The organism is Salinivibrio sp. ML323, from assembly GCF_001995745.1.
Taxonomy (GTDB): domain Bacteria; phylum Pseudomonadota; class Gammaproteobacteria; order Enterobacterales; family Vibrionaceae; genus Salinivibrio; species Salinivibrio kushneri.
Map to the genome: position 1 here is coordinate 12,972 of NZ_MUES01000010.1, position 13,695 is coordinate 26,666.

The 13,695-nt window shown below is 51.3% G+C and carries 10 protein-coding genes; 4 read left to right on the forward strand and 6 right to left on the reverse strand.

Translation table 11 applies throughout. From position 1 onward, the window contains the following. Nucleotides 1–136 precede the first annotated feature (136 nt). The 3 genes from katG (at nucleotide 137) to yqfB (ending at nucleotide 4,270) form a co-directional block, all read left to right on the forward strand. On the forward strand, nucleotides 137–2,320 hold the full coding sequence (gene katG, locus BZG13_RS08420; protein ID WP_077486294.1) for a catalase/peroxidase HPI: 2,184 nt from the start codon (nucleotides 137–139) through the stop codon (nucleotides 2,318–2,320). A gap of 174 nt (nucleotides 2,321–2,494) precedes the next feature. Next, nucleotides 2,495–3,862, forward strand: coding sequence for an anaerobic C4-dicarboxylate transporter DcuC (gene dcuC, locus BZG13_RS08425; RefSeq protein WP_077486295.1), 1,368 nt, complete (start codon nucleotides 2,495–2,497; stop codon nucleotides 3,860–3,862). A 93-nt stretch (nucleotides 3,863–3,955) separates the two neighbouring features. Beyond that, entirely contained in the window at nucleotides 3,956–4,270 is a 315-nt protein-coding gene (yqfB, locus tag BZG13_RS08430) for a N(4)-acetylcytidine aminohydrolase (RefSeq protein ID WP_077486296.1), read from the forward strand. A gap of 78 nt (nucleotides 4,271–4,348) precedes the next feature. Here the strand turns inward: yqfB and BZG13_RS08435 are convergent, their stop codons facing one another. Genes BZG13_RS08435 through budA form a run of 3 tightly spaced genes read right to left on the reverse strand, consistent with a single transcriptional unit; the run spans nucleotide 4,349 to nucleotide 7,634 of the window. After that, complete coding sequence (locus BZG13_RS08435; protein WP_077486297.1) at nucleotides 4,349–5,107, reverse strand: SDR family NAD(P)-dependent oxidoreductase; 759 nt, start codon at nucleotides 5,105–5,107, stop codon at nucleotides 4,349–4,351. A 26-nt stretch (nucleotides 5,108–5,133) separates the two neighbouring features. After that, nucleotides 5,134–6,816 (reverse strand): acetolactate synthase AlsS, encoded by a 1,683-nt coding sequence (alsS, locus tag BZG13_RS08440; protein ID WP_077486298.1) that lies wholly within the window; start codon nucleotides 6,814–6,816, stop codon nucleotides 5,134–5,136. A gap of 41 nt (nucleotides 6,817–6,857) precedes the next feature. Then, nucleotides 6,858–7,634 carry an acetolactate decarboxylase gene (budA, locus tag BZG13_RS08445; protein ID WP_077486299.1) on the reverse strand — a complete coding sequence of 259 codons (777 nt, stop codon included), beginning with the start codon at nucleotides 7,632–7,634 and terminating at the stop codon, nucleotides 6,858–6,860. Nucleotides 7,635–7,814: 180 nt separating this feature from the next. On the opposite strand from budA, the gene BZG13_RS08450 reads away from it, so the two are divergent. Next, nucleotides 7,815–8,708: a LysR family transcriptional regulator gene (locus tag BZG13_RS08450; protein ID WP_077486300.1), complete on the forward strand. Its 894-nt coding sequence runs from the start codon at nucleotides 7,815–7,817 to the stop codon at nucleotides 8,706–8,708. A gap of 28 nt (nucleotides 8,709–8,736) precedes the next feature. On the opposite strand, the gene BZG13_RS08455 is transcribed toward BZG13_RS08450, so the two are convergent. From BZG13_RS08455 to BZG13_RS08465, 3 genes are all read right to left on the reverse strand, one after another. Further along, nucleotides 8,737–9,789, reverse strand: coding sequence for a hypothetical protein (locus BZG13_RS08455; protein ID WP_077486301.1), 1,053 nt, complete (start codon nucleotides 9,787–9,789; stop codon nucleotides 8,737–8,739). Between the two features lie 123 nt (nucleotides 9,790–9,912). Beyond that, nucleotides 9,913–10,962, reverse strand: a complete 1,050-nt coding sequence (locus BZG13_RS08460) for a hypothetical protein (protein ID WP_077486302.1) — start codon at nucleotides 10,960–10,962, stop codon at nucleotides 9,913–9,915. A 185-nt stretch (nucleotides 10,963–11,147) separates the two neighbouring features. Next, nucleotides 11,148–13,595 carry a M9 family metallopeptidase gene (locus tag BZG13_RS08465; RefSeq protein ID WP_077486303.1) on the reverse strand — a complete coding sequence of 816 codons (2,448 nt, stop codon included), beginning with the start codon at nucleotides 13,593–13,595 and terminating at the stop codon, nucleotides 11,148–11,150. Nucleotides 13,596–13,695: the final 100 nt, after the last annotated feature.

Sequence of the window (13,695 nt, forward strand, 5' to 3'; positions counted from 1 at the left end):
ATAACAGATTAGCGCTTTGTGTGATTATCTATTAACGTTACTCATGTTTAGTTAGCAATAACTAATGATAGCGTCAGTGCGGTCTAGTCWGGTGTTTTAGCGTTCGCACTGATGGATAAAACATAAGGAGAAAGCAATGTCTCAGCAACGCTCAACGTCGGGCGGTCAATGCCCCGTGATGCATGGTGGCGCAACATCGGAAGAGATGGCACACAAAACCTGGTGGCCCAACGCACTTAACCTCGACATTCTTCATCAGCACGACACAAAATCAACGCCGTTTGATAACGATTTTGATTACCCGTCAGCCCTAAAAACACTCGATATTGACGCACTTAAAAATGACGTTAAGTCGCTACTTACCGACAGTCAGTCATGGTGGCCTGCCGACTGGGGACATTATGGCGGTTTGATGATTCGCATGGCGTGGCACTCCGCGGGGAGCTATCGCATTGCCGACGGCCGCGGTGGCGGTGCGACCGGTAATCAACGTTTTGCGCCTTTAAACTCATGGCCGGATAACGCCAACCTCGATAAGGCCCGTCGCCTTCTATGGCCGATTAAGAAAAAATACGGCAACAAAATTAGTTGGGCAGATTTGATCTTGCTCGCGGGCACGCTGGCGTATGAATCGATGGGGCTAAAAACCTACGGGTTTGCGTTTGGGCGTGAAGACATTTGGCATCCAGAGAAGGATACTTATTGGGGCGCAGAAAAAGAATGGTTGGCCCCAAGTGATGCAGAGAACAGCCGTTACTCTGGCGCACGCGATCTCGAAAATCCACTTGCCGCAGTGATGATGGGGCTGATTTATGTTAACCCTGAAGGGGTAGATGGCAACCCAGATCCGCTCAAAACTGCCCATGATATGCGTGTCACGTTTGAGCGCATGGCGATGAATGATGAAGAAACCGTCGCGCTAACTGCCGGTGGCCATACCGTGGGTAAATGTCACGGCAATGGCGATGCGAGCGTATTAGGACCTGAGCCTGAAGCGGCCGACGTTGATGAGCAAGGCTTAGGCTGGAATAACCACCAAGCGCGCGGCATTGGTCGCGATACGGTCACCAGTGGCATTGAAGGGGCTTGGACTACCCATCCCACGCAATGGGATAACGGCTACTTTTATCTCCTGTTTAACTATGAGTGGGAATTGAAGAAAAGCCCTGCGGGTGCCTGGCAGTGGGAGCCTATCGACATCAAAGAAGAAGATAAACCTGTTGATGTTGAAGACCCCTCGATTCGTCGTAACCCCATCATGACCGATGCCGATATGGCACTCAAAATGGACCCGGCCTATCGCAAAATCTCTGAACGCTTTTATCAAGACCCTGACTACCTGGCAGACGTCTTTGCTAAAGCCTGGTTTAAACTCACGCACCGCGATATGGGGCCCAAGTCACGTTACATCGGCCCAGATGTGCCGAGTGAAGACTTGATTTGGCAAGATCCCGTGCCTGCAGGACGTACCGATTATGACGTGGCAGCGGTAAAAGCAGATATTGCCAATAGTGACCTGACGTTGGCAGAGAAAGTGACCACCGCATGGGATAGCGCACGGACTTATCGCCAATCCGATAAGCGGGGTGGGGCGAACGGCGCGCGGATCCGCCTAGCACCGCAAAAAGATTGGCTCGGGAACGAGCCGGAGCGTTTGGCGAAGGTAGTCAACGTGCTGAGCAATATTGCCCAGAAGCACCAGATTAGTTTGGCCGATACCATCGTGCTGGCAGGCAACCAAGGCATCGAAGAAGCGGCAAAASCGGCTGGCGTCCCCGTCGACGTCCCCTTCGCACCTGGCCGCGGTGATGCGACCATGGAGCAAACCGATATTGCTTCGTTTGAGGTGTTAGAACCGGTTGCAGATGGATTCCGTAACTGGTTGAAAAAGGACTACACCGTTCAGCCTGAAGAGTTACTGCTCGACCGTGCCCAATTGATGGGACTCACAGCCCCAGAAATGACGGTACTGCTGGGAGGGATGCGCGTGCTTGGCACCAATCATGGCGGTACGCAGGAAGGTGTGTTGACTGACCGTGTGGGTCAGCTAAGTCATGACTTTTTCGTCAACTTGACGGACATGGCGTACCAATGGAAACCTGTTGGCCGCAACCGCTATGAAATCATTGCACGCGATTCTGGCGCAGTGAAGTGGACGGCAAGTCGCGTCGACTTAGTGTTTGGCTCTAACGCCATTTTACGCGCCTATGCAGAGTTCTACGCGCAAGATGATAACCAAACCAAGTTTGTGCACGATTTTGTTGCAGCGTGGGTGAAGGTGATGAACGCTGATCGTTTTGATCTGGTCGCTAAGCAATGATTTAATCGTTACAAATTGTGATCACCAAGCCGCCTTTCATTGATAGGCGGCTTTTTATTTGTCTTAAATCAAGTCAGGGCTTGGTTGTTGTCGTGCTACAGGCAGGGTTTTAGTACAGTGAGCTGAGTAAATTCCATCCAATTCTTTTATCTTTACCATCTGGCGGAGTGAATTATGCTAGAGCTTCTCATTGGGCTAGTTGTAACCGTGGCTGTGGGTTACTTCATTGTCAAAGGTTATCGTCCTGCAAGCACTTTGCTGACTGCAGGGATTATATTGCTGATCATCACAGGGATATTAGGGCACAGTGTTCTGCCGGCTAAATTAACGTCGACGGGCAATCTTTTTACTGATTCGCTGGAATATGTGAAATACATGCTGCAATACCGTGGTGGCGGCCTCGGGATGCAAATCATGTTGCTGTGTGGTTTTGCRGCCTATATGTCGCATATTGGTGCCAACAACGTGGTGGTGAAGCAGTTCTCTAAGCCGTTGTCGGTGATCAAGTCGCCCTATGTGTTGTTGGTTGCAGCCTATATTGTCGCTTGTTTGATGTCACTGGCGGTCAGCTCTGCAACTGGCTTAGGTGTGCTTTTAATGGCTACCTTATTCCCGATGATGACTGCGATGGGCATTTCTCGTCCCGCCGCGACAGCAGTGTGCGCGTCTCCTGCAGCGATTATACTTTCACCCACCTCGGGCGATGTGGTGATTGCAGCGGAAAAAGCAGGCTTACCGCTCCACGTGTTTGCGGTCGAAACCGTATTGCCGGTCTCTATTTGTGCGATTATTGTGATGGCCGCCGCGGCGTACTTTTGGAATAAATACCTGGATAACAAAGAAAACACGCCGATGGAGCGTGTGGACGTCTCCGAGATAGAAACTCACGCGCCAGGTTATTACGCCGCCTTACCTTTTCTGCCTATCATTGGGGTGTTTTTATTTAACGGTGAAACCATTCCGGGTCTCTATCTAGATATCTACACCATTGTGGTGCTCTCTATCTTTTTAGGTGCGCTCGTCGACTTCGCCACCAAACGTTTTAATGGTCGCAAAACGTTAGAAGATCTGGACGCGTGTTATGAAGGGATGGCGGATGCCTTTAAAGGCGTGGTGATGCTGTTAGTCGCTGCAGGGGTATTTGCACAAGGCCTTATGTCAATTGGTGCGATTGACAACTTATTGGGCCTGGCGGAAAGTGCGGGCGCAGGCGGTATCGCGCTGATGTTGTTGCTAACCCTGCTCACTGTAGCGGCTGCGATTGCGACTGGATCAGGCAATGCGCCTTTCTATGCGTTTGTTGAATTAGCACCGTCTTTGGCAGCGAAAATGGGCCTCAATCCGGCATTTTTGATTATCCCTATGCTGCAAGCCTCTAACTTAGGCCGAACCATATCGCCGGTGTCTGGAGTGATCGTGGCGACCTCAGGGATGGCAAAACTCAGCCCGTTTGAGGTGGTTAAACGCACCTCGGTGCCGGTGCTTTGCGGGTTAATTACTGTGATTATTGGCACCCTTGTATTGGTGCCGATGATGGCGTAGCGTCGCAAGGCATGAAACGCTCGCGTGCAAGTGTTCGCGGGCGTTTTTAATCGTATCGCACCATAGACCAATACAGTTTTGGAAGAAAGCAACATGACTGCCCCGACCAAAATCACCTTTTTCTCCACCTTAACGCCCATGGTGGCCGCTGGTGTTAAAACCATCACCATTCGCGATGAGTCCGAAAGTCACTATCAACCTGGTTCGCGCGTCGCGGTACATCAGCTAGAAACTGATCATTATGTATGTGACATTATGATCGACAGCGTTGCTCCGCTAGCGTTCGAGGACATTAATGCCCGTCATGCTGAACAAGAGGGGATGTCACTTACCGAGCTGAAGGCGCTGATTTTGCAAATCTACCCAGCGCGTCCCCCGTTGTTTGTGATTGATTTCCACCTTGCTTAAACACCCGCTATTTTACTGAGCGGCTCGCCTATAAAAAACGCCCGATAATACGGGCGTTTGACTACTATGAGTGGTTGATTAAACAATTTTGGGTTGGCCGTCTGATGCTGTTGCACCACCGTCTACGGGCAAATTGACACCAGAGATAAACGACGCATCGTCACTGACTAGAAATGCCACGGCAGAAGCAACCTCTTCAGGTTCTGCTGGGCGTCCCAGAGCGATACGCTCATTAAACTTTTCTCGAACTGAGTCAGGCCAGCCATTGGTCATGTTGGTTTTAACCAAGCTTGGACAGACCGCATTGACACGTACTCCTTGTAAACCGTGGTCCAGTGCCATGGCACGCGTTAGATTCGCGACAGCGCCTTTTGCAGCACAGTAAAAAGCCGCGCCCCAATCACCGCCTAAACCCGATACGGAGGCCGTGTTTACCATAGAGCCTTTTGTTTTAATCAATTCAGGCATTGCATATTTTGCGCAAAAGACTACGCCATCAATATCAACACCAGACACTTTTTCCCAATCGGCTAGAGTGCCGTCAATCACCGAGCCAGGAGTATGCACCCCAGCGTTATTGATCAGCATATCTAACTGACCAAAGTGAGACACCACTTCTTGAATCATGGCTTCTACCGCTTTTGGATCTGACACATCGACAGAGAGTTTCAAGACGCGATCAGCATCGTATTTTGCTGCTGTGTCATCTAGAGCTGTCTTGTTCCAGTCTGCAATGGCCACTTTGGCGCCTTCTTGATAGAGGCGGTCGGTAATCGCTGCACCAATACCGTTGGCTGCGCCAGTAATTAACGCCACTTTTTGGTTAATACCTTTCATTGTGTTCTCCGTTTTTGTCTATTGAATTAAGCAAATACCGGATCCATGCTGCCGGCTTCTCGGGGGGCCATTAGCTTAAAGTTGTCGCTGTAGTCCACGGGAATAGCGATAACAGCTGGGCCTTGGGTATCCATGGCTTGTTTCAGTTGAGTGACTAAATCTTCTTGTCGTGTGACCGCAAAGCCTTTAGCGCCGAAGGACTCGGCATAGGCTTTAAAATCAATCGGGCCAAATTTCACACCGGAGAAGCGCTGATATTTTTTGACTTCTTGCATCTCTACCATGTTGTAGGCGTTGTCCACCCAGACAATGTGTAACAAGTTGCATTTGAGGCGGACTGCCGTTTCTAGCTCCATACTCGATTGCATAAATCCACCGTCTCCGGACACGGACACCACTTTACGGTCGGGGTTGAGCAAGCTCGCACCAATCCCCCAAGGAAGGGCGACGCCCATGGTTTGTTGACCGTTCGAGACCAACAATTGACGGGAACGGAAGCAGTTGAGGTAACGGGCAATCCAAATGTGGAAACTGCCCATGTCTAAGCACAAGGTGGTGTCTGGCGTGATCACATCCTGCATCGCCTTGATCAAATGCAGTGGATGCATGGCGAAATCTTGGTGTGAACGACTGTATGCTCGAATGGCTTGGCGCTGGTGGGCGACTTCTTCCAGCAGATCGACCGTCGAGGCGGGCATCAACCACTGATGGTCGAGCTGCTCGGTAAGCGCATTAAGGGTTGGCTCAATTTGGCCAACAAGCTCGACACTGGGGCGGTAATAGTGCTCAATTTCTGCAGGGGCCACATCAATATGGACAATATCGGTGTGTTGGGTGTTCCAAAGCTCTGGGTCATACTCAATCGGGCCAAAACCAATGGTGACGATCAGATCAGCGTTCGCTAACAAAAGATCGCCCGGTTGATTATTAAATAAGCCGACCCGACCCGCAAAGCGCTGATAGTAGGTGATGTCGACGGTGCCAGCGGCCTGGTAGGTCCCGATGACCGGAAGCTGAGTACGATTGAGTAGGGCGCGAATGGCTGCCGCATTTTCGGGGCGGCTGGCTTGCAAGCCGAGTAAAAATACTGGATTACGCGCCGCTTTGATTTTGTTTGCCGCTTCGCGGATAGAGCGTGTATCGGCCACGCCTAGCGGGGCAGGAAATGAGGGGGCGAGTACGCCACTGTCGACCGGTTGGTTAAGAATATCCATAGGTAAACTGACAAACGCGGCACCCGGGCGACCGCTTTCCGCTGCACGAAAAGCGTTGGCAAGGATTTCAGAGGTCGCTGAACCGGCTTGGACTTCGGCACTGTATTTGGTAACCGAATTGAAAATGCTGACGGTATCTAGGCTTTGGTGGGTTTGTTTTTGTTGATCGGCACGTTTCACCGCACCACCTAAAGCAACCACAGGATCGCCTTCAGAATTAGCAGTCGCCAGTCCAGTCACCAGGTTCGTGCAGCCCGGGCCGGACGTTGCCATGGTGACGCCCGCTTTACCGGTTAAGCGGCCAATAACACCGGCCATAAAGGCGCCATTCGCCTCATGGCGGACCGGGATCATTTTGATATTGGTATCTTCAATCGCATCAAAGAGGCGATCAATTTTTGCGCCCGGTATACCAAAAATATACTCGACGCCTTGGCGTTCTAAGTGGGTTGCGACCAGTTGTGCGCCTGTGTCCCAATGCGTTGTTGTTGTCATGTTGGGCTCCTCGTGAGGTTAGCTCCCTATGGGAGGTGATATTATTTTTCTGCTTGTTCGATAGCGGCGTGAATATTGTCTGGTGTTAAGTTCGCGCCCAAAAATTCCGCATTGGTGGGGAGGTCAATCACCAACTTGGAGACGCGGCCGATTTGCAAGGTGCCGCATGCCAACTCGTAGTCTTGGACATGGCCGCCGCCTGCGCGAGTGTCAGTGATAAAGTGCTCGTGATAGCCTGCAACATTGATGCCCTGGGTATATTGCGGGCTACGGAAACCAGCAATTACGCCATTAACGTGATCAAAACGAAATTCTGGTTGGGCATCGATGGCCTCGAGCATGGGCTTGTATGGTGGTGTTTGCTTGGGCACGGTGCGCGTACGCACATGCTCGAAGGCGCCATCAATTCGAACGGCACAGAACAGGTTGTCACTTGGCACCAGTGTGTCGATTACGTCGTGCAGCTCTTGGCGCGACATGGGATGATCAAACTGTTGTGTAATGTCTGGTTTGAAAAAGGTCATAACGGCGAATGGTGTTTTTTGCTCAGGATCCGCGCGCCTTGCCGAACCATCGCCGCGTAGTTGAAAAATCGTCTGATCAAAGGCGATGAGTTCACCGTCCAATTGGTTAAAGGTCCCTAGGCCAAAGTCGCCATGTTCGAGCAGGTCGGCCATGGTGGTCTCGCCCTCATACACGCCATCAATCAAGGCACTCATCAATGAGGTTTGATAAATCTCACCTTCTCCTGTTTGTTGGTGATGCTTGAGATAGGCGGCGGCGACATGTTCTGCACAGTGGCAGGTTTGGGTGCTCATAAAGCGTCCTTATAAACCGAAGTCAGTTAGGTTAAAACCGAATCTTGATGATGCGAGGTTGAAGAAAGAGACACCAATACAAATAACGTTGGTTTTGATATCTAAAAGATATGGCACATGGAAAACGTGGTAAGATATTGAATCCAAACAGTTAATAATGCGCAGCATTAAGGCATGACGATGGAGTTTAGGTATTTACGGTATTTCGTCACAGTGGCCGAGTGTCAGCACTTTACGCGCGCGGCTGAGAAACTGGGTATTGCTCAGCCGCCACTGAGCCAGCAAATTAAAAAGCTAGAACAAGAGATAGGTGTGCCCTTATTAGAGCGCCTACCGCGAGGTGTGTCGTTGACACCAGCAGGAGCGGTGCTTTATCAAGATGCGGTAAAAATTCTCAGTCAGTTAGATCAAGCCGTGCAGCGCACAAAGCAGGTTGCCCGCGGGGAACGTAATCAAATACGCCTCGGTTTTGCCAGCTCGACGGTCGTCAGCCAACAAGTGTTAGCGCTGGTGCGAGGGTTACAAGAACATCATCCCGATATCGACTTTCAGCCGGTCGAGCAGCCCATGCCATCATTAGTGGAGACACTTCGTCAACAAGAGGTGGATTTAGCTTTCTTACGTTTGCCTTGTTATGCCAGTGAACATGTGGCGCATACCGCCTTATTTGATGATCCCTTTAAACTGGTTGTCGCGGCTGACCATCCTCTCGCGACATGTCACAGCGTGACGTTGTCACAGCTCGGCAATGATCCGATCATTCTCTTCCCTCGTGATATCGGGCCTGGGCTCCATGACGCGTTATCTGATGCATTAAAAAGCGCAGGATTGACACCATCTTCTGCATCGCTTGCGCCACAACTCCATTCCGCAACCGCAATGGTATCCGCGGGTTTTGGCGTGGCCTTGGTTCCCGCTTCGCTAACCACCCAGTTGAGCGACCACGTGTCAGTGCTGTCGCTGGTACAGATGCCTTTGAGTAGCCAAGTGGTGCTGGCTTGGCAACGCACGAATACTGCCCAAGTGGTGCGTCGCTGTATTGCAACGGCACGCGAATGGGCGAATGCTCAATAAGCCACCCAGATCGTCATCGTGTTCAACGCTAACGCGCGGCGTGTTGTAAAAACTCGAGTTGCATCCGCTCTTGCTCGGACATTTGATAGGGCTCGTCGGATAATTGTCCGGTATCGAAAGTACCGAGTGAATAATAGTCTTGTGGGCTGATGCCAAATTGTGCCCGTTCACCGGGATAACCGGACATTCGCTCAATGACCACGTCTTTCAGTTGCCATTCATCGCCATAGCCACGCATTGCGGCTTTGAACGCGCGTAGCGCCAGAGTTTGCTCTCCTTCACTGAGGCGTGTCTTACTGGTTAATGCCGCAACGGGTTGATCGTCAGCAGTAAATAGATTGGCACGTACTCGGTAAATACCGCTTTTGTCGATATCCAAAACCAGTGGTATCACCATATCTGGCCCGCGGCCGAAAACCGGCTTCACCCCTTTCACTTCCGCAATAGGTTGATAAAGACGAAAGTCGGCAGTGAGCACGTCGTCGCCCCCATTAAAATTGAGAGCCGCTTTGAGGCGAAGCTCAATGGGCCAGTCAGCTTTGGGTTCAATGTTCCACTGTGTCTCTGTCACATTGAAGCGGGTCAATTCCCGATTAGCCTCGACATCAATGACTGACACAGTCGCGTGATTAAAAGAGGCCGGGGTGATCAGTGAGGCTTGAATGTTTTCCGGATAAAAGTAGCGGTATTGGTTGAGCTTTAATGCTGCTTTTACCGAGCCATCGAGGATCGGCATCGGCGTCGAGACATATCGATTCCAGTGTAGATAAGGGCTTTGCTTCGATGGAATAGGGATCGAATAGGAGGGGTGCTGGATTTGCTCTGCATAGTCGGCCGCAATGTAGCTCAGTGTCGGTGCCATCGAGGTTTGCTCGATATCGGGTTCTTCTGGACGATATTGCGCATTTCGAGGGGTAGACGCTGGCGTCGATGGCTCGTATTCGGCAACGTCGGGCGATGGCTGTTGAATGCTCTGTTCAGCAGTCATTTTGGTGGGCGGCGCGCCGGGAGTATCAAGCCATAGGTAGGCAGTAATGCCAATGGATACGACCAAGGTTACTGCGAGTAGCAGTCGAGTCATAGTAGCCCCTAATTAATGTGTTACAGGCACGGTAGCACAGGAAAGAAAAGCGAATCAGTCGTCCTACTGCCCTTGTATCGATGAAAGGGCAGCTTTGTTAATGACGTCACAGTGTATCCGAAATTATTGTGGAAGAGCATGGACCAGCTCTGACAAGGTGTCACGGTCTGAATCACGGACAAAGCGGTATTTCTTGCCGAACCAGCCATCTTCGTCAACGGTCTCGACGGCGATACGAGACTGATCGCCGAGCACAAGCTCTGGATCGGTTGCCGTCACTTTCCCCTTGTGCCAAGGGTTAAAGATAGTGAGATGGCTGTATTTGTCGCCCATCAACAGTGGATAGTGCGAGGGCATAAAACGTCTAACCCCTTTGTGGACATAATCTAACTGGCCGTCGAACTCAATCGCGGTCGAACAGCTATCAAATGCATCGGCATCGGCAGCGCCACAGGCGGAGTGTGCGGCAACCACTCCATCATCACTGCCTGGAATAAAGGGAGATGTCGCCCCCAAGAAGTCAGAGCCATTTCCGACAAAACGAATACGCGGTACGCGGTTATCAGGCCACATCGCGAGTTGTCGCGCGTTGGCCACTTTCAAGTCGTTCAGTACGCCGATATTGCCTTTGCTGGGGAGTTGTCCCATCCATAGTGACACGGCTTTTTTCATGGCATGATTGAGCCAACCGCCGCCTTCGGTAACATTCACCGCGATATTGGCCAACTCAACGCCGCCACCCGCACCGGCGAAGTCAAAGGTACCGACAATATTAAGAGGTTCGAGCCCTGCGTTGGTCAGCCAGTTTTCTTGATTATCTAACAGGTAGCGCGCGACCAAGTCGCCGGTAGAGTGGGTGACTAAAAGGCAGCCGGACAGACAGGTTTCTTGCTCTGAAAGCGTTTTTAATGCAGGCCATAGATAATCTGAGGCAATCTTTCCTTCGATGCGTTCGTGGGCGGGCCAATCGATACGGGCATCGGCGTACTGCAGCCAGTAATCTTGCCAGTAGTCTGAGCCATCTTGCGCGACCTGATCGTGATCGGGGCGGCTTTGCAGTTGATCAGGCTGAAAGCCGTGAATCAGTACCACCTTATACGAGCCGATCGCGGCGAAGGCCGAAGCGGAAAATATGGCCGCCAGCATGAGTAATGCGCGATATATATTTTTCATTGTTTTAGCCAACTTGTTTTGAGTAAACACTCAATATTATATAGCGTATTGTGCAATAAGTGCCATAATCATTAGGTCAATAATCACAAAGTTAAACGCAATCGTGTCGCAGTATATAAAAAAGCGCCACTCGGTGGTGGCGCTTGATACCATGGCGCTTAACGCTTAACGCTTAACGCTTAACGCTAACGAAAATAAACACGCACATCGGTTTGGCTTCGGCTTCCATCGCCCGTGAGCAGTAGGTGCAGACGTTGCTGATCACGTAAATCGACCTCGATATACTGGTTGCTGCCCGGCACGTCTGAAACGGCTTGATTTTGCGCTTGCGTTGGCCAGTAATCCTCGGCGGCGAATACGCTCAGATCGCCCGCGTCACCGTCCGCCATGACCCACACTTGCGCTTTGGTTGCGCCTTCAGGCACATCGGCATATAGGTAGCGACGTTGATAGACGCTGATGCTATTGGGACTCGCGGCGTTAAGCTGAGCCGGGCGCAAGTCATCGGTGCCAGCTGGCGTTTCAGGCTGTGGTTCTGGCGTTGGCTCGGGTTGCACTTGGCCTTCCGCATTCACTTTGACGGTGACATCGGTAAAGTCACCACGCCCGGTGACACTTAAGGTATAGCGGCCTGGCTCTACATCGTTAAGGGTCACGGTTTCATTACTTGTCTGGTTCCACTCGGTGGCGTCAAAATCGTAATAGTGCGCTTGACGATCTTTCGCCACGTAGAGATCGGCATTGCCCTGTCCTTCAATGCTAAATGTCAGCGCGCTAGCAGGTTGGGTAAGGTCAATTTGATACAGGTGCTCACTGTAGGCTTGTCCCCTAATGGTAACGGTTTGACCTAGAGACAGGGTTGTGACGTCTGATTGTTCTGGCTCTGGCTCTGGCTCGGGATCAGGATCTGGATGAGGCGGCTCGCCGCTATCTGAACTATCCAGCGTGGTCAGCCATTGTGAAAATGCGGGACCATACTGTTCACCATAATCCTTTACCAAGTTCGACCATTTTTCAAAGTGTCCAGCTCGGCCGGCTGCGAGCAACGCATTGACAGCTTCTGGGTGCTTTTCAAACAAGAAGCGTACCGCCAAATATCCCCAGCGATAAACGCGGTTCACATCGTGCTGATAGGTAGTGGCAAATACGTCACTGAGTGAATAGCGGCCTTCTTTGCCCAAGCGTATGGCGTCGGCATAGTCATCGCCATGGGCCATGTATTCAGCAAAGCCTTCTAGCCACCATACGGTGTGGCCGTGGCGAAGTACGTCGTTAAAGTCGCCATACATATTAAAGCGCCCATCGAGATAATGAACATACTCGTGCTCGAGGTTCCAAATCGAAAGCGATTGACCATTATCATTGCGGTAAGCGATAAAACGGGCTTGGTTGTCTGGATCGGCAGGATTTCCTTCTAGGTATTGGCCGCCATTATCGGTCGAGTTACCAAACAAAAAGGCTGAATAGGTTTTGTAGTCCGATGGGTTATCAAACACCACGACTTCAACGCTGTCGTTCAGATCGTCGGCGACCGCTTGATAACCTGAGTTCACGGTTTGATGAAAGGCCACTTCTTTATCGTGCAGGCTTTCACATGCCTGCTGCGATTGCGCTTGTGTCATGCTTTGTGAACGAATAATGGCCGGGCCGTCACATTGATGGCGATAAGGCACCACTTTGGCTTCCAGTGTTGCTTTGGCATCAGACAAACCTAATTCCGTCACCTTGTCGGGGGCGTAAGCATCCACCATTTCTGCCATGCCCACCCATACGGCGTCGTTTTTGCCGCCTAGCGGGAAACGCGGTAATAGGTCACGATAATGGCTAATCACACGATCTCGCACGCTGGCTTGGGGGGCCATCAATAGCCGTCCCATTTCGCGGACAGTGTTTGATACCAATAACGCCCCATGGTCGCTATTGGATAGCTGAGGATGATTGACAACGAACTGATAAAGGCGGTCAATCAAGGAGAGATCGGCGGCGAGCACATCGTAAAAGGCTTGACGAGACTGGTGACCCGCCATGGCGCGGAAAAGGTTGTTGAGCGCATCGGCGTAACGGCGGTCGTCTAGGCGGTCTGGGTTGAGGTTTTCCAGCAGTTGAATTTGTAGGTCCAAAGTTTGCGGTAAGCGCTTGATGCTGTCGGCCATCAGCGTTAAGCCATGCAAGGCATCGGCTTGGGCGCGACCTTTTGCCGTGGCGTAAGGCGAGCGTAAAAATGCATTGATGGTATCCGCGAGGCGATCGTCTAGCGCATCAGAAAAATCAGCGTTCGCTTTGTCACCGTAGAAGCGTACATAGTAGGCCGCGCGTACGTACTCGGCTAAATTAGCAATTTGGCGAGCTTGGCTGTCATCACCCTGATAATGGGTAATGGTCTGCGATAAACGCTGTGCCACTTTACCTACAAAGGCTTCTTGGTAGAGATTGTTATATCGAATAGACGCGGTGTCATACCAGCTGGTAAAGCAACCGCGTTCAGCACTCATAATCGCTTCGATAGGTGCATTACTGGCCGCCAAATCGGCAATATCACATTGAGCGCTAGCCCATGCACTGGTGCTGCTAAAGGCGGCAAGCGCAATGAGTGCCGATAGCGGTTTGGGTCGGGAAGGAAATAGTGTATACATTTCAAGCTCCTAGATGTTTTTAGGCGGAGCCGTTATAACTATTTTCCCGACACTATGGGCTTAATAAGCCTAAAAATTAGGGCTTGGTTCCGTTTTCTCT

Coding starts and splice junctions, on each gene's coding strand:
- budA (WP_077486299.1), bottom strand. CDS start 7,634: ATGAGCACCCAAACCTGCCACTGTGCAGAACATGTCGCCGCCGCCTAT.
- BZG13_RS08435 (WP_077486297.1), bottom strand. CDS start 5,107: ATGAAAGGTATTAACCAAAAAGTGGCGTTAATTACTGGCGCAGCCAAC.
- alsS (WP_077486298.1), bottom strand. CDS start 6,816: ATGACAACAACAACGCATTGGGACACAGGCGCACAACTGGTCGCAACC.
- yqfB (WP_077486296.1), top strand. CDS start 3,956: ATGACTGCCCCGACCAAAATCACCTTTTTCTCCACCTTAACGCCCATG.
- BZG13_RS08465 (WP_077486303.1), bottom strand. CDS start 13,595: ATGTATACACTATTTCCTTCCCGACCCAAACCGCTATCGGCACTCATT.
- BZG13_RS08460 (WP_077486302.1), bottom strand. CDS start 10,962: ATGAAAAATATATATCGCGCATTACTCATGCTGGCGGCCATATTTTCC.
- BZG13_RS08455 (WP_077486301.1), bottom strand. CDS start 9,789: ATGACTCGACTGCTACTCGCAGTAACCTTGGTCGTATCCATTGGCATT.
- BZG13_RS08450 (WP_077486300.1), top strand. CDS start 7,815: ATGGAGTTTAGGTATTTACGGTATTTCGTCACAGTGGCCGAGTGTCAG.